Origin of the sequence: Actinoplanes italicus (genome assembly GCF_003001815.1) — a bacterium.
Taxonomy (GTDB): Bacteria; Actinomycetota; Actinomycetes; order Mycobacteriales; family Micromonosporaceae; genus Actinoplanes; species Actinoplanes italicus.
The window spans coordinates 95,869-116,891 of sequence record NZ_PVMZ01000002.1 but is presented as its reverse complement, the minus strand read 5'-3'; the positions used below and the strand labels follow the sequence as shown (position 1 = coordinate 116,891).

The 21,023-nt window shown below is 69.6% G+C and carries 21 protein-coding genes; 14 read left to right on the top strand and 7 right to left on the bottom strand.

Translation table 11 applies throughout. From position 1 onward, the window contains the following. Window positions 1–181 precede the first annotated feature (181 nt). The 14 genes from CLV67_RS04460 (at window position 182) to CLV67_RS54145 (ending at window position 13,829) form a co-directional block, all read left to right on the top strand. Window positions 182–1,426, top strand: a complete 1,245-nt coding sequence (locus tag CLV67_RS04460) for a flagellin N-terminal helical domain-containing protein (protein WP_106315867.1) — start codon at window positions 182–184, stop codon at window positions 1,424–1,426. Between the two features lie 125 nt (window positions 1,427–1,551). Beyond that, window positions 1,552–2,976, top strand: a complete 1,425-nt coding sequence (gene fliD, locus CLV67_RS04455) for a flagellar filament capping protein FliD (RefSeq protein WP_106315866.1) — start codon at window positions 1,552–1,554, stop codon at window positions 2,974–2,976. 47 nt (window positions 2,977–3,023) lie between these two features. Further along, a complete protein-coding gene (gene fliS / locus CLV67_RS04450) occupies window positions 3,024–3,398 on the top strand; it encodes a flagellar export chaperone FliS (protein ID WP_106315865.1) in 375 nt (124 codons plus the stop codon). Further along, window positions 3,395–3,733: a hypothetical protein gene (locus CLV67_RS04445; protein ID WP_106316424.1), complete on the top strand. Its 339-nt coding sequence runs from the start codon at window positions 3,395–3,397 to the stop codon at window positions 3,731–3,733. The genes fliS and CLV67_RS04445 overlap by 4 nt, the downstream gene beginning before the upstream one ends. A gap of 185 nt (window positions 3,734–3,918) precedes the next feature. Next, the gene (locus CLV67_RS04440) at window positions 3,919–4,266 is read left to right on the top strand and encodes a flagellar basal body rod protein FlgB (RefSeq protein WP_106315864.1); all 348 of its coding nucleotides are present in this window, start codon (window positions 3,919–3,921) and stop codon (window positions 4,264–4,266) included. Between the two features lie 2 nt (window positions 4,267–4,268). Continuing rightward, the gene (locus tag CLV67_RS04435) at window positions 4,269–4,661 is read left to right on the top strand and encodes a flagellar basal body rod protein FlgC (protein WP_106315863.1); all 393 of its coding nucleotides are present in this window, start codon (window positions 4,269–4,271) and stop codon (window positions 4,659–4,661) included. Next, the gene (gene fliE / locus CLV67_RS04430) at window positions 4,658–5,017 is read left to right on the top strand and encodes a flagellar hook-basal body complex protein FliE (protein WP_239166036.1); all 360 of its coding nucleotides are present in this window, start codon (window positions 4,658–4,660) and stop codon (window positions 5,015–5,017) included. Before CLV67_RS04435 ends, fliE begins: the two co-directional genes overlap by 4 nt. A gap of 1 nt (window position 5,018) precedes the next feature. Continuing rightward, on the top strand, window positions 5,019–6,629 hold the full coding sequence (fliF, locus tag CLV67_RS04425; protein WP_106315862.1) for a flagellar basal-body MS-ring/collar protein FliF: 1,611 nt from the start codon (window positions 5,019–5,021) through the stop codon (window positions 6,627–6,629). 16 nt (window positions 6,630–6,645) lie between these two features. Next, the gene (gene fliG / locus CLV67_RS04420) at window positions 6,646–7,671 is read left to right on the top strand and encodes a flagellar motor switch protein FliG (RefSeq protein ID WP_106315861.1); all 1,026 of its coding nucleotides are present in this window, start codon (window positions 6,646–6,648) and stop codon (window positions 7,669–7,671) included. Beyond that, window positions 7,655–8,323 (top strand): FliH/SctL family protein, encoded by a 669-nt coding sequence (locus tag CLV67_RS04415; RefSeq protein ID WP_106315860.1) that lies wholly within the window; start codon window positions 7,655–7,657, stop codon window positions 8,321–8,323. The genes fliG and CLV67_RS04415 overlap by 17 nt, the downstream gene beginning before the upstream one ends. Next, window positions 8,320–9,627, top strand: coding sequence for a FliI/YscN family ATPase (locus CLV67_RS04410; protein ID WP_106315859.1), 1,308 nt, complete (start codon window positions 8,320–8,322; stop codon window positions 9,625–9,627). The genes CLV67_RS04415 and CLV67_RS04410 overlap by 4 nt, the downstream gene beginning before the upstream one ends. 472 nt (window positions 9,628–10,099) lie before the next feature. Next, window positions 10,100–10,558, top strand: coding sequence for a flagellar export protein FliJ (locus tag CLV67_RS04405; protein ID WP_106315858.1), 459 nt, complete (start codon window positions 10,100–10,102; stop codon window positions 10,556–10,558). Continuing rightward, window positions 10,555–11,529, top strand: a complete 975-nt coding sequence (locus CLV67_RS04400) for a transglycosylase SLT domain-containing protein (RefSeq protein WP_106315857.1) — start codon at window positions 10,555–10,557, stop codon at window positions 11,527–11,529. Before CLV67_RS04405 ends, CLV67_RS04400 begins: the two co-directional genes overlap by 4 nt. 41 nt (window positions 11,530–11,570) lie before the next feature. Next, complete coding sequence (locus tag CLV67_RS54145; protein WP_106315856.1) at window positions 11,571–13,829, top strand: flagellar hook-length control protein FliK; 2,259 nt, start codon at window positions 11,571–11,573, stop codon at window positions 13,827–13,829. A gap of 48 nt (window positions 13,830–13,877) precedes the next feature. On the opposite strand, the gene CLV67_RS04390 is transcribed toward CLV67_RS54145, so the two are convergent. The 7 genes from CLV67_RS04390 to fliO form a co-directional block, all read right to left on the bottom strand. Further along, window positions 13,878–14,129: a hypothetical protein gene (locus CLV67_RS04390; RefSeq protein ID WP_106315855.1), complete on the bottom strand. Its 252-nt coding sequence runs from the start codon at window positions 14,127–14,129 to the stop codon at window positions 13,878–13,880. A gap of 12 nt (window positions 14,130–14,141) precedes the next feature. Next, entirely contained in the window at window positions 14,142–15,725 is a 1,584-nt protein-coding gene (locus tag CLV67_RS04385) for a hypothetical protein (RefSeq protein WP_239166037.1), read from the bottom strand. Beyond that, window positions 15,703–17,754 (bottom strand): flagellar biosynthesis protein FlhA, encoded by a 2,052-nt coding sequence (locus CLV67_RS04380; protein WP_106315853.1) that lies wholly within the window; start codon window positions 17,752–17,754, stop codon window positions 15,703–15,705. The genes CLV67_RS04385 and CLV67_RS04380 overlap by 23 nt, the downstream gene beginning before the upstream one ends. Window positions 17,755–17,924: 170 nt before the next feature. Next, window positions 17,925–19,016 (bottom strand): EscU/YscU/HrcU family type III secretion system export apparatus switch protein, encoded by a 1,092-nt coding sequence (locus CLV67_RS04375; protein WP_106315852.1) that lies wholly within the window; start codon window positions 19,014–19,016, stop codon window positions 17,925–17,927. 48 nt (window positions 19,017–19,064) lie between these two features. Next, the gene (fliR, locus tag CLV67_RS04370) at window positions 19,065–19,829 is read right to left on the bottom strand and encodes a flagellar biosynthetic protein FliR (RefSeq protein WP_106315851.1); all 765 of its coding nucleotides are present in this window, start codon (window positions 19,827–19,829) and stop codon (window positions 19,065–19,067) included. Window positions 19,830–19,833: 4 nt separating this feature from the next. Next, window positions 19,834–20,592, bottom strand: coding sequence for a flagellar type III secretion system pore protein FliP (gene fliP, locus CLV67_RS04365; protein WP_106315850.1), 759 nt, complete (start codon window positions 20,590–20,592; stop codon window positions 19,834–19,836). Window positions 20,593–20,596: 4 nt separating this feature from the next. Next, complete coding sequence (gene fliO / locus CLV67_RS04360; RefSeq protein WP_106315849.1) at window positions 20,597–21,019, bottom strand: flagellar biosynthetic protein FliO; 423 nt, start codon at window positions 21,017–21,019, stop codon at window positions 20,597–20,599. Window positions 21,020–21,023: the final 4 nt, after the last annotated feature.

The following is a 21,023-nucleotide window of genomic DNA, read 5'->3' as shown; positions in this document are numbered from 1 at the left end:
GGCACATCCGCCGTGCCGCTGAGCGGTTTCCCCCGATCAGCACTTCTCCGGTTCGCCCTAAAAGCCCGAAAAAATCTCGGAGAATTCTCATGGCCTCTCGGCGACCCGCCGATGGGATGTGGCGTACGACCACGGCTCATGGACGGGCCGGCAAAAGACCCCAGTCAAGGAGGAATCACCCATGGGTCTCCGCATCAACCAGAACATCGCTGCGCAGAACGCCTACCGGAACCTGTCGGTCACCGACAACCAGATGTCGAAGTCGCTCGAGAAGCTCTCCAGCGGTTTCCGCATCAACCGGGCGGCAGACGACGCGGCCGGCCTCTCGATCTCCGAGGGCCTGCGTGCGCAGACCGGCGGCCTCAAGGTCGCGGTCCGCAACGCTCAGGACGCGATCAGCGTCGTGCAGACCTCCGAGGGTGCGCTCAACGAGGTCACCAGCATGCTCCAGCGCATGCGCGACCTGGCCGTGCAGTCCAACAACGCGTCCCTCGACGAGAGCGCGAAGAAGGCTGCGAACGCCGAGTTCTCGCAGCTCGCCTCGGAGATCGACCGAGTCAGCGAGACCACCTCGTTCGGTAAGTCGAAGCTGCTCGACGGGTCCTTCGGCATGGTGGCCGAGAAGTCCGGCACCCTCGCGGGCACCGCGGCCACCACCGGCACCCCGCCCACCCCGGCCGTCTCCGGCGTCGGGGGCCTGACTACGCCGCTGACCGGCATGACGCTCGCGGTCACCGGGAAGGACGGCAGCACGACGACGCTCACCCTCGCGGACGTCTCCACCGTGGACGCCAACAACAAGGCGCTCAGCCCGCAGGCACTCGCGTCGCAGGTCAACAGCGCCATCTCCACAGCCATCAAGAATGAGGGCCTCGACCTGACGGTCGAACTCACGGCCGAGTTCAACGCGTCGACCGGCGAGACCACCTTCACGGCCTCCGGCACGGCCGACTTCGAACTCACCGCCAGCGACCTCGGCATCTCCGGCCCGTCGGACCCCAAGGGGAACGCGACGCCGGGGGCGTTCCAGATCGGTGCCAACTCCGGTGAGACCCTGAACGTCGGCCTCGGCAAGATCGACTCGAAGACGCTCGGCCTGAGCAACCTGGACCTGACCAAGACCGCCGCGAACAACGGCGGAAAGACCGGCGCCGCGGAGGCGATGGAGGCGCTCGACGTCGCCATCCAGTCGGTCTCGGACACCCGGGCCAAGCTGGGTGCCCACCAGAACCGCTTCGAGCACACCATCAACAACCTCAACGTGGCGGTCGAGAACCTGTCCGCGTCGGAGTCGCGTATCCGCGACACCGACATGGCGCAGGAGATGGTCGGGTTCACCCGCAACCAGATCCTCACCCAGGCCGGCACCTCGATGCTGTCGCAGGCGAACCAGGCCTCGCAGAACGTGCTGTCGCTGCTCCGCTGAACAACCGAATAGCGACTCACAGCAACTGAATCCTGAGCACCAACGACCGAAGAGGTGGGGGTAGCCGGCACGCCCAGCCGGCTACCCCCATTCCGTAGTGATCCTCGGTAGGAAAGTAGGTTCCCGTGGCCAGCTCTGTCGACGGTCTCGTCAGCGGTCTCAGCACCTCCTCGATGATCCAGCAGATGATGCAGGTCGAGGCCGCCCCGCAGACGAAACTCAAAACCAAGGTCGAGACCGCCCAGACCGCCGTCTCCGCCTACCAGACGATCAACACCAAGCTCAAGGCCGCCAAGTCGGCCGCCGACAGCCTCGGCCGGCTCGACACCTGGCGCACGATGAAGGCCGAGTCGAGCTCCGAGTCGGTGAAGGCCACGGGCGGCAGCGGCTTCAACGGCATGGCCGGCAGCATCACCTTCGACGTGAAGTCGGTGGCCCGCGCCCAGTCCACGATTCTGCGGGTCGACACCGCCGCCGACAACGTACTGCCCTCGTCGTTCGACATCAGGATCGGAAGTAACGACGGCACCGGCGTCGCCTCGCCCACGGCCACCCACACCATCACGCTCGACGGGACACCGCCGCCGGCTCCCACAGCCGAGAACCTGGCCGCGGCGATCAACAGCAAGGACATCGGCGTCCGCGCCTATGTCGTCAAGACCAACGGCAACGAGGGCATCCTTCAACTCACCGGATCGAAGGCGGGCGCTGAGAACGGGTTCGAGCTGGTCGGGTTCAACGGCCTGGGGCTGACCGACCCGGATAGCGGCGTGGCCACCGATCCGGCCACCACCGTCGCCACCGACGCCGTGATCGAGGTCAACCCGGACAGCGGCGCCACCGCCTACAAGGTCACGAGCAGCACCAACACCTTCAACGGGGTCATGCCCGGCGTCGCACTCACGGTCTCGAAGGTGGAGGACGACGTCACCGTCGACTCGACGGTCGACGTGGCCGCGATCTCCGCCAAGTTCCAGGCCTTCGTCGATTCCACCAACGAGGCGCTCAAAGAGATCAAGACCCAGACCGCGTTCGACCCGGAGACCCGAAAAGGCTCGCCGCTGACCGGCGACTTCACCATCCGGCAGATGGTCGGCAACCTGCTCGGCGAGATCAGCAACGGTCTGACCGTCAAGAGGACGCTCGACGCCGACGGCAAGGTGGTGACCGAACCGTTCGACTTCGGCACGAACGGCCCATCGCTCAGCCGGCTCGGAATCAGCCTCGATCAGGACGGCCTGCTGCAGTACAAGGAATCCAAGTTCCGCGAGACCTTCGCTGAGGACCCCGCCCTGGCGCAGGAAGCCGGCATCACCTTCGGCGGCAACCTGAAGATTCTCACCAACAAGCAATCGGGAACCGTCACCGACGTCATCACCGGCCGCAAGAGCGAGATCGAGTCACTGAACGGCCAGATCAGCAACTGGGATGTCCGTCTGCTGTCCCGGCGCGAGGCTCTGCAGCGGCAGTACGCGGCGCTCGAGACCTCGCTCGGCAAATTGAACAACCAGTCGAGCTGGCTCTCGGGCCAGATTGCGAGCCTGGGCTGACGACCTTCACCCGCCGTCAACCGCCCGCCATCGACCGAGGGACTTCCATGAGCGCACCGAACCTCCGCGACCGCTATCTTCAGGACTCGATCAACACGGCCTCGCCGGCGCGACTGCTGATCATGCTGTACGACCGCCTGATCCTCGACCTCATGCACGGTGAGGAGGCGCTCCGCAACGAGGACCGGGTCCTCGCCAACGAGAAGATCACCCACGCGCAGGAGATCGTCCTCGAGCTGCGGGTCACTCTCGACGTGGACGCCTGGGAGGGTGCTCCCGGCCTGGCGAGTCTGTACGGCTTCATCCTGACCGAGCTGATCGGTGCGAACATCAAGCGGGACGCCGACCGTGTGGCCTCCTGCCGGACGCTGCTGGAGCCGCTGCGCGACGCGTGGCGCGACGCCGCCTCGGCCTCGACATGAGTACTGCCACGTCGAACGCGATCGACTGGCGGGCCGCCTGGACCGCGGCGCTCGACGACCTGGAGATGGACGTCCTCGCGGTCGAGACGATGCTCGCCGACGAGCGACGGATGGCCGAGACGCCGCCGTCGAACCTGTGGCGGCCTCCCACCGAGCTGGGCGCGCTGCCGCTGGACCTCAAGCCGCGGGCCGACGGGATCCTCACCCGCCAGCTGGCGGTGGCCGAGGAGATCGCCCGGCGGCTCACCGCGAATCGCCAGCAGATGGCGGTGACCTCCCGGATCGAGACCGGCGAGGCGGTAAAGCGTCCCGTATATCTGGATTGCGCCATGTAGTCCCGGACTTCGAAGGTCCCGGACCCCGCACGGGGTCCGGGACCTTTTCGCGTGCAACCTTCCGGCAACCGCTTGGGACTCAGCGGATCGGCGAGCTCGCCGAACTGCAGGGTACGAGCACGGATTGCTCATCTTCCCCAAGCCAAGGATCGGCGACAGGAACGGATCGAACCGAGGAGACAACCTTGTTCGACGACCGCTCGTCGTCTTCACTGCGCGTAGCCATTTCGGGCCTCGCCGCCCGCCAGACGGCCATCGCCAACAACATCGCGAACATCGAGACCCCCGGCTACCGGGCCCGTAAGGTCAAGTTCGAGGAGGCGCTGCAGAGCGCCGTCACCCAGGGCCGCTCACCGGCCGGGGTCACCCCGAGTGTGCTGACGTCGCTGGAGCCGACCCGGCTCAACGGCAACAACGTCAACCTCGACCAGGAGACGCTGTCGCACATCGACACCACGATGCGCTACAACCTCGCCATCCGGGCGATGGACGGCAAGTACAGCCTGCTGCGCGAAGCCATCAAGGGGGCCTGAGGATGAGTATCTTCAACGCGATCGGCGTCGCGGGCAGCGGCGTCACCGTCTACCGCAAGTGGCTGGACGCGGTGTCCGACAACATCGCCAACATCAACACCACGACGCGGACCAGCGAGAACGCATTCCAGGCCCGTTACGTCGCGGCCCGCGCGGCGCAGGACGGCAACGGCGCCGAGGTCGCCGGCATCCACTACGGCAGCGCCGAGGGGATCCTGGCGCACGAGCCGGACAACCCCCTCGCCGACGCCGAGGGCTACGTCCGCCGGCCGGACATCGACATGGGCGACCAGATGGCCCAGCTCATGATGGCGCAGCGTTCCTACCAGGCGAACCTCTCGGTCGTGGACCGCGCCCGCGAGTCGTACACCGCCGCGATCAACCTCGGGAAGTGATCACCTTGACCTCACCGATCAGCCCCATCGGCGCCTTCTCCGCCATCAGCGGACTCAGCGGCGGCGGACTGGGTGGCCTCAGCGGCCTCGGCAACGCGCTCGGCACGTCCGAGCCCGCCGGGCCGCAGGGCCCGAACTCCGACTTCGCCGGGATGCTCGCCAAGGGCATCGAGAACGTCCAGGCCAACCAGACGAAGGCGGCCGACCTGGCCGTGCAGGTGGCCGACGGCCGCCTGTCCGACCCGGCGCAGTACACGATGGCCTCCACCGAGGCTGCCCTCGGACTGCAGCTGACCATGGCGATCCGCAACAAGGCCGTCGAGGCCTTCCAGGAGATCATGAGGATGCAGGCCTGACATGACCGACCGCCTTCCCGCTCCGGTACGCCGCATAACGGACACCTTCAAGTCCTTCACGCCGGGACAGAAGGCTGTCACGATCTTCGCGGTCCTCGCACTCGCTGTCGGTGGCTACTTCTTCGCCACCTGGGCGGCCAAGCCGTCGTACCAGATCCTCTTCAACAATCTGTCCACCAAGGACGCCGGCGCGATCGTCGAGTCGCTCTCCAAGGCGGGTACGCCGTACGAGCTGGCCAACGACGGTCAAACCATCCTGGTCCCCCGCGAGCAGGTGAATCAGCTCCGGCTCCAGCTGTCCAGCGAGGGCCTGCCGAACGACGAGGGCACCGGTTACTCGCTGCTCGACCAGCAGGGCATCACCACCAGCGACTTCATGCAGCACGCGAACTACCAGCGGGCGCTGGAGGGCGAGCTGTCGAAGACGATCAAGTCGATCGACGGTGTCGAGGCGGCGACGGTGCACCTCGTCATGCCGAAGGAGGACGTCTTCACCGACGACCAGTCCAAGCCGACCGCGTCGGTGCTGGTCGCCTCGAAGGCGAACAACCCGCTCGAAACCGCCCAGGTGCAGTCGATCGTGCACCTGGTGGCGTCGAGCGTCGAGGGTCTCGACCCGACGCAGGTCACGGTCGCCGACTCCAACGGCCGGATGCTCTCCGCCGGCGGCGGCAACGCGATCGGCGCGGCCGGCGCGGACAGCGGTGCCGAGCAGCAGACCGTCGCGTTCCAGAACCGTCTCAACGCCTCGCTGCAGAAGATGCTCGACAGCCTCGTCGGTCCGGGCCAGGCGGTGGTCACCACCTCCGCCACGCTGGACTTCGACCAGGTCGAGTCGCGGAACAAGAAGTACAGCGCCGACCCGGCCACGCCGGCCCAGTCGGAGAGCCTGAGCACCGAGACCTACACCGGCAGCGGCGCCCCCGGCGGCGGTGTGCTCGGCCCGGACAACATCCAGGTGCCCAACGGCTCCGGGACCGGACAGTACGTACAGAAGCAGGAGCAGCGGCAACGCACCCTCAACGAGTCCGAGGAGGTGCGCCGCAACGCGCCGGGCAGCATCGAGCGGCTCAACGTCGCGGTCATGCTGAACAGCGCGGTGGCCGGCTCGATCAACCCGAACGAGATCCAGCAGGTGCTCAGCGCAGCGGCGGGCATCGACCCGACCCGGGGCGACACCATCGCGGTCGCGTCCATGCCGTTCGACAACTCGGCCGCACAGGCCGTCAAGGACGAACTCGCGGCGGCCGCCGCCGCGGAGAAGTCGGCGAAACAGACCAAGCTGATCCAGACCGCGGCCCTGCTGTTCGTGGTGCTGATGCTGATCCTGCTGGCCTGGCGGGCCAACCGCCGCGCCAAGAAGCGTCAGCAGCAGCTCACCGAGGAGGAGCGGCGGCACCTGGAGGAGATGCAGGCAGCGCTGGAGGCGCAGCGCGCGGCTGAGATCGACGTCACCACGGCACACATGCTGGAGCTTCCCGAAGTCGCCGATACGACGGACGAAGCGCGGGAGGAGCGTCATCGTGAGATCGAGGACCTGGTCCGGGAGAAGCCGGACGAGACGGCGTCCCTGATCCGCAGCTGGATCTCCGCCGACGAGAGCAACCGCTGAACCACAGGAGCAACAGTTGACTACACCGGCGCTCACCACGCTCTCCATGACCGGAGTGCGCAAGGCCGCGATCATGCTGGTCCAGTTCGGTAGGGAACACGCGGCCCAGGTCATGGCGAACATGACCGACAAAGAGGTCGAGCAGGTCTCCGCCGAGGTGGCCCGGCTGGGCAAACTCGATCCCGTCCAGGTCGACGACGTGATGGACGAGTTCTACGCCATGGCCACCACCCGATACGCCGGGTCGGGTGGCATGGACTACGCCCGCGAGCTGTTGGAGGCGTCGCTCGGCAAGGAGCGAGCGGCGCTCATCCTGGAGCGGCTCGAGGCGTCGATGAACGACATCCCGTTCAACTTCCTCAGTCACGCCGATCCACGGCAGCTGCTCTCCTACGTCCAGTACGAGCACCCGCAGACGATCGCGCTGGTGCTGGCCCACATCCCTTCCGGACTGGCCTCGTCGATCCTGGCCGGGCTGCCGCTGGAGGTGCAGACCGAGGTCGCGCACCGTATCGCGATCATGGACCGCACCTCGCCGGACATCATCCGGCAGGTGGAGAGCGCCCTGCAGCGCAAGCTGTCCAGCGTGCTCCAGCCGGACGAGCTCTCCACGGTCGGCGGTCTGCAGCCGCTGGTCGACATCATCAACCGCGCGGACCGCACCACCGAGCGGCTCATCCTGGAGGCGCTCGACGCGCGCAGCCCGGAGCTGGCCGAGGAGATCCGCCGCCGGATGTTCATGTTCGAGGACATCATCAACCTCGAGGACCGCGCGGTGCAGCTCATCCTGCGCCAGGTGGAGCCGGCCGACCTGGCCACTGCTCTCAAGGGCGTGCCGGAGGGCGTACGGGACAAGGTCACCAAGAACCTGTCCGAGCGCGGCCGGGAGAACCTGCTCGAGGAGATGGACCTGCTCGGCCCGGTCAAGGTCAAGATGGTCGAGGAGTCCCAGGCCAAGATCGTCAGTGTCATCCGCACCCTGGAGGACTCCGGACAGATCGAGATCCAGCGGGGCGGCGAGGCCGATGAGCTCATCGCCTGATCGGGTGATCCGCGGGGTGGCGGCGGAGAACATCGTCGCCGCGCGGTTCGGCATCGACCTGCGACAGGAGACCCCGGTCGACGAGGAGGTCGTGGAACGGGCCCGGCAACAGGCCCGGACCACCGGGTACGCCGAGGGATGGGCGCAGGGCAAGCGCGACGCCGCGGAGGCCAACCAGGCTGCCGCGGCACGTGCCGTCGCCGCCGAGAAGGCGTACGAACAGCGCCGCGCAGCCGGCCTGGCCAGCGCCGTCAACGCCCTCGGCCGTGCGGTGACCGGCCTGGAGGACCAGCTCATGCCGACCTTCACCGAGCTGCAGGAGGTCGTTCTGGCGAGCGCGTGGGACCTGGCCGAGGCGATCATCGGCCGCCACCTGCGCGACGACCCGGAGCGCGGTGCGGACGCCCTGCGCCGGGCTGTGACCGCAGCGCCGGAGCATGGTGACGTGGTGGTCAGTCTGCACCCGGAGGACTTCCGCAACCTGGTCGGCGAGGGCTCCGGCGAGAACTTCGACTTCGATGGCCGCAAGATCATGCTGCGCCCCGACCCCGGGCTCCGGCCCGGTGACGCGGTGGCCGAGACCGGCACCGCGACCGTCGACGCGACCATCGCCGCAGCGGTGGAGCGGGCCCGTGAGGCGCTGCGCTTGTGACCGATCTCTTCCAGCATCGTCTGCAGAGCGCCATGGAGGCAGCCCGTCCGCTGGTCAGCGGGCGGGTCACCGGTGCTGTCGGGCTCCGCGTGTCGGTGAGCGGCCTGGAGGCCAACGTCGGCGACCTGCTGCGGATCGGCACCGGGCCGGACACCGTCCTGGCCGAGGTCGCCGCGCTCGACGGCGACCGGCTGTCCTGCATGCCGCTCGGCCCTATTGCCGGCCTGGGGACCGGCACTCCCGCGTTCAGCACCGGTGGCCCGCTGCGCGTCGCCGTGGGCCCCGATCTACGCGGACGCATCCTGGACGGCCTGGGCCGTCCGATGGACGGCGGCCCGCCACTGCGCGGCCAGATGGTCCCGATCGACGCGGCACCGCCCTCGGCCATGGAACGGCAGCTCGTGGGCACGCAGATGTCCCTCGGGGTACGCGTTCTCGACACCCTCGTCCCGTGCGGCAAGGGCCAGCGCATCGGCATCTTCGCCGGCTCCGGCGTCGGCAAGTCGACCCTGATGAGCCAGATCACCCGGGGCACCGCCGCCGAACTGAACGTCGTCGCCCTGGTCGGCGAACGCGGCCGTGAGGTGCGCGAGTTCATCGAGCACGACCTCGGGCCCGAAGGCCTGGCCCGGTCGGTGCTGGTGATCGCCACCTCGGACACCCCGCCGCTGGTCCGGCTCCGGGCCGGTGCGGTGGCCACCCGGATCGCCGAGTACTACCGGGACGAGGGCGCCGACGTTCTGCTGATGATGGACAGCGTGACCCGTGCGGCGATGGCGCAGCGTGAGGTCGGTCTGTCGGTCGGCGAGCCACCGGCCACCCGGGGCTACCCGCCGTCGGTCTTCGCGATGCTCGCCTCACTGCTCGAACGGGCCGGGCCCGGCGCGCGCGGCAGCATCACCGGCCTCTACACGGTGCTGGTCGAGGGCGATGACCACAACGAGCCCATCGCCGACGCGGCACGATCCATCCTGGACGGTCACATCGTGCTGGACCGCAAACTCGCCACCGCCGGCCACTTCCCGGCGATCCAGGCACTCGACTCGATCTCCCGGGTAGCCAACAAGATCATCACACCGCAGCAGCGGGCCGACGCCACCGAACTGCGCCGCCTGATGGCCGCGCACCGCGACGTGCGAGAACTCGTCGAGATCGGCGCTTACGTACCCGGCACGAACCACGACGCCGACCGCGCCAACGCGGCCTGGTCCCAGATCAACGCTTTCCTCCGCCAGGACCTCGACGACCGTACGACCGCCGATTCGGCCTGGGCCGCGCTGCGCGCCCTGATAGCGACCTGCTGACCGGCGGTGTCGCACCGCTGCCTCGGGGCCTGTGAGACAGCGACACGACACAGCCGGTCTCCACCGCATACGCCCGGCGGCCGCGTTTCGGCCTTGCCTCCCGCACACCTCACGAGCGCGAAGGCGGTGCGATCCTGGTGCGGTTCGATGCTATTTGTTCTGTACGACAAAAGTCGCGTGACCAACCGCGAAGGCCGCACTCCCCGGCGCGATTCCGGCAGACCGCGACCGGACCTCGCACCCCGCCCACCGTCGTTCGTTACCGGCGGCGCGGGGCCGGACCTCGCACCCCGCCCAGCCGTCGCGCAACGCCGCAGGTGACGCCGGGAAAGCAGTGGACGGCAGCGAACGGCGGCCTTGAGGGAACCCGTCCTGGCAGCTCAGTAGCGAAGTCGGTGCAGGGCCTCAGGGGTTCGGCGGGCGGACCGAAGCGGCTAGGTGAGGGCCCACCGGCCCCGCTAGGAGGCCAACGTTGAACCGCCTGTTCCGACTGGCACCCGTGCTGCGCGCCCGCAAGGCACAGGAGGACGCCGCCCGCGGCGCCGTGATCCAGTCCCGCGCCGAGATCCGTGAGGCCGAGGCCCTCGTCAAGCGTCGCAAGCTGGACCTCGTCGGTGCGGACGCGCCGTCCGAGGGTTCGGCCCGGGCCATGGTCGCGGCGCTGGTCGCCCGCCAGTCGCTCGCCGCGGGACTCTTCGACGCCCAGCGGATGGTGACCGGTGCCGAGCAGATCGAGCAGGAGAAACTCGCCGTCCTCGCCGACGCCGCCAAGCGGCGCCGGGCCGTGGAGATGATGGCCGAACGTCACGCCGTCACCGTCAAGGCCCACGACCTGCGTACCGATCAGGCCGCCCTCGACGAACTCGCGGTCACCGCCAAGGCGCGGAACGCCGCCGGAACCGTCAACGACCCGAAGCGGAGCGAAGCATGATGCTGGGTGTCACCGGAGTCCTGTCCCGCGTCGCCGAACTGCAGGATCAGCTCGGCCTCAACCCGGCCCCGGCGGCCACCGGCGGTACGTCCGGCGCGAAGTTCGCGTCGGCGCTCGCCGGCGTAACCGGCAAGGCCAGCGGCGCCACCACGGCCGGGCCGTCCGGCGGCGACGTCGTCAAGGCGGCCAAGAAATATCTGGGTACGCCGTACGTCTTCGGCGGTGACGACCCGGCCAAGGGTCTGGACTGCTCGGCCCTGGTCCAGCGGGCGTACCGCGATCTCGGCGTGGAGCTGCCGCGCAACTCGTGGCAGCAGGCCAAGGCGGGCCGTCCGGTCACGAGCCTGGCCGACGCCAAGCCGGGCGACATCCTCGCGTTCAACTCGCCGGTCGACCACGTGGCGATCTACCTCGGTGACAACAAGATGATCGCGGCGCCGAAGCCGGGCGACCACGTCAAGATCCAGAGCGTCTACGAGACGCCCAGCGCCATCCGCCGGGTCCTCGACACCGTGCCGACGGCCGCCGTGCAGGACATGTCGTCGCTGCGTCCGGCCGGTCTGCGCGGCACCTCCGGCGCGCTGGCCGGTGTGCCCTACGCGAACCTGTTCGAGCAGGCCGGCGCCAAGCACGGCGTCTCGCCGAAGCTGCTCGCGGCGGTCGCGAAGGTCGAGTCCGGGTACGACCCGCGGGCCGTCAGCAAGGCCGGCGCCCAGGGCCTCATGCAGCTCATGCCGGCGACCGCCCGCGGTCTCGGTGTGAACAACGCGTTCGACCCGGCACAGGCGGTCAACGGCGCGGCGAAGCTGCTCGCCTCCCACCTGCGCGAGTTCAAGTCCGTGCCGCTGGCTCTGGCCGCCTACAACGCGGGCGGCGGGGCCGTGCACAAGTACGACGGCATTCCGCCGTTCGCCGAGACCCAGGCGTACGTCCCGAAGGTGCAGAAGGCCCTGGCCGCGCTCGGCGGCTGAGGTTGATCCGGATCGACAGTCGGAGAGCAGGGGGAGACCGCATGACCATGTCGGGTTCAGTGACGGGTCCGGACCGGCGGCCGGGCAACGAGACGGCCAAGCGACCGGGCGGGCGACGCGAGGAGGGCGGATCGAACTTCGGATCGGCGCTCTCCGCCGAGGTCGGCCCGCCGGCCGGTGAGGACGAACGCGACCGGCGTACCGGCGACCGCGCGTCCGCCGACGGCCACGGCACCGCTGCCACCAGAAGCACGACCGGGCGCGAAGCCGCGTCACGCGAAGCCGCGTCACGCGAAGCCGCGTCACGGGCCGCCGCGTCACGCGATGCCGCGTCACGGGCCGCCGCCGAACGGGCCGCGATCTCACGTGCGGCCACCGGACGGGCCGGCACCGCCCGGACCGACCCAGCCCGGCCGGACTCAGCCCGCCCCGACGCCGGCCGTCCTGATTCCGGCCGCGCCGAATCGCACCGCGCTGAATCGCACCGTGCTGCCCGGTCCGCCTCCTTCCGGGCCGCCGACAAGGCCGACCGGATCGCCGACAAAGCCGACCGAGCCGACCGGATCGCCGACAAAGCCGACCGGGCTGCCGATCATGCGGATCGGCAGGCCACCGCCGCGCGGGCCGACCAGCGCGCCGACCGGGTGGCTCTGGAGCGGCGCGCCGGACGCGACGCCAAGCGGCCCGCGGACCGGCCGTCGCCGGACCGGGCCGCAACCGGGCGGGACGACGCCGTCCGGGACGAGGCAACGCGTCCGGCGAGGCGCCCGATCACGGCGTCCGGAACCGCTGTCCCGCGCCCAGCCGCGGCACCCGCCGGGGTCCGGGACCAGACGGCCGCACCCGTGAAGGACACGGCCGGCGCCGTGGCCGAGACGGTGTCGGAGGACGTCCGGGAGCAGGAGCAGACACCGGCCGACTCGACCGTCATCGCCCTCGGCGGTGTGATGACCGCCGTGCCGGTGGCACCGCTCCCGACGGACGCCGGCCCGGACACCGGCACTGCCACAGCGGCGATCACGGGCGCGGCTCCGCAGGCCGGCACCGATACCGGTGCCGTTGCGGGTGCCACGGCCCAGACGCAGGTTCAGCCCCCTGCCACCCCGGCGGTTCCGGCCGACGCCACTGCCGCGCCGGCCACCACGGCGCAGAGCCCCGACCAGTCCGCCACCTCATCGGCGACCACCGCGCAGCCGGCCACCACGCCGGCCACCACCACCACCACCGCCGCCGGCGCTGCCACCGCCACCGCCACCGGCGCGCCGGAGGCGACCGGCCAGGCGGCGACGGCCACCACGCCCGCCGCGCCGGCCGCAGCCACCCCGGCGCAGGCATCAGCTCAGGTCACGGCACAGGGCCAGACGCCCGGAGCGTCGTCGGTCACCGCACCGGCCACGCCCGGCACGGCGCAGGGACCGGCGCTCACCACCGAGGTCGCCGCCGCGCTACGCCCGGAGAGTCTGCGCGGCACCGCAGCCCCGGTGGAGACGACGGCCCCGACGGCAACCGAGCCCACCGGAACCGTCACCACACCCGACCAGTCCACCGGTACACCCCAGGCCGGCGACGCCGCGCCGGGCTCGGGCTCGGGCTCCAGCTCGGGCTCGGGCTCGGGCTCGGGCTCGGAGCAGGGCAACCCGTCCGGCCAGGGTGAATCCGGTACCGGCACAGACCTGCCGGCCGGCGCGGGACGGGCCACGCCGGAGAGCGCCACCGCGTTCTCCGCAGGTCTTCCCCAGGCCACCGGAGCGGCCGAGACCGGCATTCCGGCTCCTCCGGCCGCGGCCGGGCTCGCCGGGGTGACCGCACCGCAGGCCGCGGCACCGGCCGCGCCGGTCGCCGACGCTCAGCCCGCACCACCGCCGGCACCGGCCACACCGGCTCCTCCGGCGGCTCAGCTCGCCACCCGGATCGTCCCGCTGCGGCTGGACGCCGACGGCGTGCACCGGCTGACGGTGAACCTGCACCCGGCCGACCTCGGCCCGGTCCAGGTGGTGGCCGAGATCCGCAACGGTGACATCAGCGTGCAGCTGACCGGTGGCACCGAGGCCGGCACCGAGGCACTCCGGCAGGGCCTCGACGACCTGCGGCGGGAGCTGGAGGGTTCCGGCTTCGGCAACTGCTCGCTCGATCTGCGCCAGGGCAACGCCCAGCAGCAGGGCCGTCAGCAGTTCGGCGACGTTCCGGGCCGGCGGGCCGACGGCGGGAACCGCGGTGGACCGGACGTGGGCGCCGAACCCGCCCCGGCCACCACCCGCCGGGTCGATCCGGGTTCCGGCCGGCTGGACATCCACGCCTGAGACGACGGAATCGGCGCCGGCTCCCGCAACGTGCGGGGCCGGCGCCGATCAGGTCGATTTGCCGGGCTCCGGGGCGCTCTCGTACGGCTCGGGCACCACCGCGGGCGGCGGTGGCTCCTCGTCGGCCTTACGGTATCCGGCCAGGATGAATCGGAGCCCGGCCAGCAGCACGGCGGCGATCGGCACCGCAACGAGGAAGCGGATCAGCACCTGGATCAGGTCGACCTCGTCGTGGAGCAGGCGGTACCACGCCGGCGCGCTCATCAGCAGCGCGAACAGCAGAACCGATGGCTTGATCATCGGCTGGTGGGGTCAGCGCCGGCCGGAGCGGGTCACCCGGCGCGGTACCACCGCCGACGGCATGACCTCGGCCGCGATCCGGGCGCACAGCATCGCGGCCCAGGCGTGCGGTGTGGCCGGCTTGCTGTCCAGCGAGAAGATCGGGACGTCCAGGCCGAGGACCGACGCCGGGTCCGCGGTGAGTTCCACGCTGTGCACCACGAGCGCCTCGACGTCGCCGAGGCCGCGCAGGTGACGGGCGGTGTCCGCGGTCTTGCGGGTGGCGTCGACGACGGCCCACAGCGCGGTGGCGCCAAGCGCGTCACACATGTCGTTGACCCAGAACGGGTCGGTGCCGCCGACCGGCGCGTCGATCACGACGACCCACGGGTGCTCTGAGCTCTGCAGCTTCTCGGCCCGTGACTCGGCCGAGGTGCGGCTGGAGATGAGCCGGGACGAGTGCAGCCCGGTACCGGCCGTGGACGGGCCGGCGAGCAGCAGATGGGTCTGGTCGACGTGCAGCTGTTCCAGGATCTGCTTGGCGATCGGCACCGCGGTGTGCACCTCGCCGGCCAGCACCAGGATCTCGCCGGGGCCGTCCGGGATGCCGGGGGCCGCGGGGCGGGCCGCCAGCACGCTCAGAACACCGGCGTACGTGTCACCGCCAGTGATCTTGCGGGCCATCGATTCGGGCATGCCGACCGTGATCAGGTTGCGCTGCACCGGGTCCAGATCACCGGAGCGCAGCGCGGGCGCCGGAGCCGGGGTCACCGGGGCGGGGGAGACCGGGATCGACTCGTCGAGCCCGTACACCTCTGCCGCGGACCTCATCGGAGCCGGAGCGGGCGCCTGGACGAAGGCGGCACGCGGCGGAGCCGGGGTGGGCTCGGCGGTCCGCAGCGGAGCCGGAGAGACCGACCGGGGCATGGCCGTGGCGGCCCGGATCGGTGTCATGGTCTCACGTGGCACCGGAGCCTCACGTTCCTTGGCTGCCTGCCGATCTCCGAAGGTGGCCCGCCGATCGCCGGAGGCCGCGGGCCGCTCGTCGGAGGTGGCCGGCCGCTCGCCGAAACTCGGCATCGTCGGCAGTGCGGCCGGCAGTGGCCGCTGGCCCGCGTTGACCGGCGACCCGGTGGCGGTCGCCGGTCGGAACGGCCGCACGGTAGGCGACTCCTCACGAGGCTCGGACGACCGGGACCGGCCCGGGGCACGGCCCTCGCCGAGGTGACCGGCGACATCCAGTCCGGCCATCAGCTCGGCGAACGCCGCTCCGGTGTCACCGATGCCGGCCTGCCGGCCCTCCTGGCGTGTTCGCCGTTCCGGGGCGGCCGGGCGATCCGCGGTCACCCGGTCCTGTGCCTCGGCCTGCTCGAGCAGCCGGTCGAAGTTGTGTGTGCCGTTGCCGGCGACGGTCTGTTGCGCCATGTCGTCACTTTCCTCGGTTGAATCCGGTACCTCGACGGAGAGCTCGTAGTGCTGCTTCGCGAAGAAGCCCCCGATACCACCGCTTCGTACTTTGTCGGCGGAGATGATCCGGACGCCTGAGCCGTACTCGTCATGTACCTGAGCCAGCAGCGGCTCGATGGCCGGTCCCTCAAGCAGCACCCGCGTAGGCACCGTTCACCACCCCTATCGTCTCGATCTGTGCGGTGGAACCAGAGATTTCGCTGTACGACAGCACCTGAACCCGGCGGGAGCCGGCTCGCAGCAGTCGCATCAGTGGCAGCCGCAGCTGTGGTGAGCAGGCCAGGACCGGATTGAGTCCCTGCTGCTCGGCGGCCTCGGAGAGCCGGCTCGCCTCGCTGACGATCGCCTCGGCACGCATGCCGTCGATCGCCATGAAGGCGCCGGTGTCGCTGGGCCGCAGTGATTCGAGCAGGCTCTGCTCGAGCATCGGGTCGAGCGTGATCACGGTGAGCCGGCCGGCGGTCGTGTACTGGGCGGCGATGGCCGGGCCGAGGGCGCTGCGTGCCGCCTCGACCAGGCCGTCGGGGTCGACCGAGACCTTGGCCCGCAGGGACAGCGCCTCGAAGATCCGGACCAGGTCGCGGATCGGCACGCCCTCGTCGAGCAGGGCCTGCAGCACTTTCTGGACCTGGCCCAGGCTGAGCAGGGCCGGGGTCAGTTCCTCCACCACGACGGGGTGGGTGCGTTTGACCATCTCGCTGAGGGCACGGACGTCCTCGCGGCCGAGCAGGCGGCTCGCGTTGGTCCGGACGATCTCGGCCAGGTGCGTGATGATCACCGAGGCCCGGTCGACGACGGTCGCGCCGGAGATCTCGGCCTGGTAATGCATCTCGGCGGGCACCCACTTGCCGGCGAGCCCGAAGACCGGTTCGACCCCGGCCCGGCCGGGGAGTGCCTGCAGTCCCTCACCGATGGCGAGGACGGTGCCGGGCGGTGCCTGACCGGTGCCGGCGTCGACACCGGAGATCCGGATGGCGTACGAGGAGAGCGGCAGATCCAGGTCGTCCCGGGTGCGGACCGGCGGCATGATCACGCCGAGTTCCATGGCCATCTTGCGACGCAGGGCGCGCACCCGGTCGAGCAGGTCGCCGCTGCTGGCGTCGACCAGGTCGACCAGGTCCGGGGCGAGCGCGAGTTCGAGGGGGTCGATACGCATCTCGCCGAGCAGCTGTTCCGGCGAGTCCGGCGCGGGCAGGTCGACCGCCTCGGCGGCGGCGCCGGCCTTCTCGATCGGTTCGGGTACCGGTTCCTTGACCCGCTGGGCGATCAACAGGACGGTCGCGCCGACGATCAGGAACGGCAGTGGCGGCAGGCCGGGGATGACGCAGAGGGCCATGGCCGCACCGCCGCCGATGCGCAGCGCGAGTTTGTTCTGGCTGAGCTGGGTGGTGACGCTCTGGCCCATGTCGCCGGACGTGGCCGAGCGGGTCACGATCAGACCGGTGGCGACCGACAGCAGCAACGCGGGGATCTGTGAGACGAGGCCGTCGCCGATACTCAGCAGGCTGTAGTGGTTCATCGCATCGACCGGGGCCATCCCGGCCTGGGCGACCCCGATCGCGAAACCGCCGACCAGGTTGATCAGCGTGATGATGATGGCCGCGATGGCGTCGCCCTTGACGAACTTGGAGCCACCGTCCATGGCGCCGTAGAAGTCGGCCTCGGCGGACACATCGGCGCGGCGCTTCTTCGCCTCGGCCTCGTCGATCAGGCCGGCGTTGAGGTCGGCGTCGATCGCCATCTGCTTGCCGGGCATGGCGTCGAGGGTGAAGCGGGCGCCGACCTCGGCGACACGCTCGGCACCCTTGGTTACCACGATCATCTGGACGATCACCAGGATCGAGAAGATCACCAGACCGATGACCAGGTTGCCGCCGACCACGAAGCTGCCGAACGCGTGGATCACCTTGCCGGCATCGCCGTCCCGAAGCACCAGGCGTGTCGCACTGATGTTGAGGGCCAGCCGGAATAGTGTCATGACCAGCAACAACGCTGGGAAGACCGCGAAGTCGAGCGGCCTCTGGACGAACATGGAGATCAACAGGACCAGGAGCGCCGCCGTGATGTTCACGGCGATCAACATGTCCAGCAGGAAGGTCGGGAGGGGGACGACCATCATGAGGATGATGCCGACGACCCCTATGGGTACGGCGAACCTGCCTAGGTTTCGGTTCTTCACGGCACCTTCCGAGCATGGGCAGTCCGATGGCCATCCGAGCCCAGCCGTCGCCGTCCTGGCGTTGTTCTGTTCGGCGTTCCGTCGCCGTCACTGAGGCCGCTGTGGCACCGCCACGTCTCGATCTTCCCTGCTCTTGCCCCGCGTTGTGAGGAAATCTCCGGAATCGGTGGTTATGCCATGGCTGGGGTCGGGTTCGGGTTGCGGTGGAAACCGGCCGCCGCACCACGTGCCTTCAGACTCATGACGAACGCCAGCACCTTGGCCACCGCGGCGTAGAACTCGGCCGGGATCTCCTGGCCGACCTCGCAGTTCTGGTTCAGCGCCCGGGCCAGCGCGATGTCCTGCACCATCGGGATCCGGTTCTCGGTGGCCAGCTCGCGGATCTTCGCGGCCATCGGGCCCTTGCCCTTCGCCACGATCCGCGGCGCGCCCTTCTCCGGCTCGTACCGCAGCGCGACGGCGACGTGCACCGGGTTGACCACCACGACGTCCGCGGTAGGCACGTCCGCCATCTGCCGGTTCCGTGCCATGGCGTGCTGCTTGGCCCGGATCTGGGCCTTGATCAGCGGGTCGCCCTCGGTGTTCTTGTGCTCCTGCTTGACCTCCTCCTTGCTCATCCGCAGCTGCTTCTGAGTACGACGGCGCACCACGAAGTAGTCGGCCGCCGCCATCACGATGCCGGCCACCGCGGCGGCCCGGATGAGCTGGATCGCCGCGTCGTTGACCACACCGAGCAGGGAGGCGAGCGGCAGCTGCCCGGCGGTCATCAGCACCGGCACGATGTCCTGCATCGTGAGGTACAGGACGACGCCCAGCACGATCGTCTTGAAGAGTGCCTTGAAGCCCTCCCACAGCGCCTGCGGGCCGAACATGCGCTTGAAGCCGCTGAACGGGTTGAGCCTGCTGAACTTGGGGATGAACAGCTTGGTGGCGACGCGGATGCCACCCTGCGCGCCCGCCGCGACGATGCCGACCGCCATCATGGTCAGCGCCAGCGGCAGAACCGCCCAGGCGGCACTGAGCAGCGCCTCCCGGAAGATCGCCAGTGCTTTGCCGACGTCCGGATCAGCGATCTGGTCCGGGATCTTCTCCATCAGCTCCTGGGCGTGATCCATGGTCTTGCCGAGGGTGCGCGGCAGCATGATGCTCGCGGCGAGCATGCCGACCCAGGCACCGATGTCCTGGCTCCGGCCGATCTGGCCCTCCTGGCGGGCCTTCTTGAGTTTCTGTTGAGTGGGTTCTTCGGTCTTCTCGCCGGACATCTCTCACCTCCTCGCGCTCGCGCCCTACCTCACGTTTTTCGGCGTAGTTCAACCACCGCTGAGCCGGACCACCGCCGTTACCGCCTTCTCCACGAGCGTGTCGAGGATGGTCGGCAGCATGGCGATGGCGATCCCGGAGAGGGCCACCACCAGGAAGATCTTGATGGGGAAGCCGAGCTGGAACGCGTTGAGCGCGGGCGCCACCCGGTTCAGCAGACCCAGCGCCACGTCGGCCAGGAACAGCACGGCGATCAGCGGCCCGGCGATCTGGATCGCGGCCAGGAACATCTCGCCGATGCCCTTCAGCAGCAGCCGGCTGAAGGTCTCCATCGAGAACGAGGCGTCGAGCGGCATCGTACGGAAGCTCTGCAGAAACCCGCGCAGGATCATCTGGTGCCCGTCGCTGGCGAAGAGCAGGGTGAGCGCCACCAGGTTGTAGAACCGCCCGAAGATCGAGGCACTGCTCTGCGAGAACGGGTCGTACGTCGCCGCCAGCGTGAAACCGCTGAACAGGTCGAGCAGGTCACCGGCCGCCTGCAGGGCCGAGAACAGCAACGCCGTGAAGAACCCGAGCGCCGCCCCGACGAGCACCTGCAACGCGGCGGTGGCGATCAGGTCCTTGGTCTCCAGCGACGGGACCGTGCTGGTCAGATAGGGCGCCATCGGGAGGGTCAGTCCCACCGAGAGCAGCGCCTTCACCTGTCCCGGGATGAGCCGCGAGTTGAGTGGCGGGCACAGCATCAGCCACGCGCCGGTACGGACCGCTCCCAGCATGATCGCCAGGAACTCCGCGATGGCGATGTCGAAGTTCATCGCGTCAGTACGAGCCGACCAGTGCCGTGATGATCAGAGCCCAGCCGTTGACCAGCACGAACAGCAGCAACTTGAACGGGAGCGCCACCGTGACGGGCGGCAGCATCATCATGCCCAGCGACATCAGCGACGCGGACACCACGAGGTCGATGATCAGGAACGGGATGAAGATGACGAACCCGATGATGAACGCGGCCCGCAGCTCGGAGAGCACGAACGCCGGGATCAGCGTGGTCAGCGGAACCGACTCGATGTTGGCGGGCCGCTCCTCACCGGACACTTTGATCAGCAGGGCCAGCTCGTCCTCACGCGTCACCTCGTACATGAACTTCCTGAGCGGCTCGACGCCGTCCTTGAACGCCTGGGACTGGGTCTTGTCCCCTTTGAGATAGGGCTGTACGCCCTGCTCGTTCACCTGCGACACGGTCGGGCCCATGATGAACAGGCTCAGGAACAGCGCCAGGCCGGCGAGCACCTGGTTGGGCGGCATGCTGGTCAGGCCGAGCGCGTTGCGCGTGATACCGAGCACCATGAACACCTTGGTGAAGCAGGTGCAGAGCAGCAGCAGGGCGGGCGCCACCGAGAGCAGCGTCAGTCCGAGGACGATCACGAGGGACGAGGCCGGGCGGCTGCCGTCCGGATTCGTACCGTTGATCTGGATGTCGATGCTGGGTGGCGAGGGAGGCGCGGGAGCCGCGTCGGCGGCCGCCGGCAGCAGCACCATGGTGGCCGCCAGCATGAGCAACGGAATCGCGCGCCTCATGACGTCACCGCCTCGTGGTCCGGTCGCGCAGGAACTCCAGTGTGGAGCTCCAGGTACGTGGGGAGAGCAGGGAACCGTCCAGCCGGCCGCCGAGACTCAGCGGATGGCGGCCGGGCAGTTTGGCGTGCAGGCCGTCCGGCTCCACCTCGAGGTGGTCGCGGTGTTCCTCCGGCTCGGTCTCGAACGCGTCGACGTCGGCCTCGCCGAGTAAGTTGACCTGCTGGTCGGTGACCCCGAGCACGAGCGCCCGGTCGGCCACCCGGACCACGGCCACGGACGAGCCACGGCCCAGCTGCTGGCGGTCCAGCACGGTCAGCGGGCCGGTACGGCGCATGAGGTACGGCCGACGCACCGCCCTGGCCAGCAGCCACATCAGCAGCAGCACGACCAGCAGGGCGAAGGTCACCCGGAGCACGAGCGGGATCAAGACC

Coding starts and splice junctions, on each gene's coding strand:
- fliR (WP_106315851.1), bottom strand. CDS start 19,829: ATGAACTTCGACATCGCCATCGCGGAGTTCCTGGCGATCATGCTGGGA.
- fliP (WP_106315850.1), bottom strand. CDS start 20,592: ATGAGGCGCGCGATTCCGTTGCTCATGCTGGCGGCCACCATGGTGCTG.
- CLV67_RS54145 (WP_106315856.1), top strand. CDS start 11,571: ATGACCATGTCGGGTTCAGTGACGGGTCCGGACCGGCGGCCGGGCAAC.
- CLV67_RS04390 (WP_106315855.1), bottom strand. CDS start 14,129: ATGATCAAGCCATCGGTTCTGCTGTTCGCGCTGCTGATGAGCGCGCCG.
- CLV67_RS04375 (WP_106315852.1), bottom strand. CDS start 19,016: ATGTCCGGCGAGAAGACCGAAGAACCCACTCAACAGAAACTCAAGAAG.
- CLV67_RS04415 (WP_106315860.1), top strand. CDS start 7,655: ATGAGCTCATCGCCTGATCGGGTGATCCGCGGGGTGGCGGCGGAGAAC.
- CLV67_RS04435 (WP_106315863.1), top strand. CDS start 4,269: ATGAGTATCTTCAACGCGATCGGCGTCGCGGGCAGCGGCGTCACCGTC.
- fliS (WP_106315865.1), top strand. CDS start 3,024: ATGAGCGCACCGAACCTCCGCGACCGCTATCTTCAGGACTCGATCAAC.
- CLV67_RS04460 (WP_106315867.1), top strand. CDS start 182: ATGGGTCTCCGCATCAACCAGAACATCGCTGCGCAGAACGCCTACCGG.
- CLV67_RS04445 (WP_106316424.1), top strand. CDS start 3,395: ATGAGTACTGCCACGTCGAACGCGATCGACTGGCGGGCCGCCTGGACC.
- fliF (WP_106315862.1), top strand. CDS start 5,019: ATGACCGACCGCCTTCCCGCTCCGGTACGCCGCATAACGGACACCTTC.
- CLV67_RS04400 (WP_106315857.1), top strand. CDS start 10,555: ATGATGCTGGGTGTCACCGGAGTCCTGTCCCGCGTCGCCGAACTGCAG.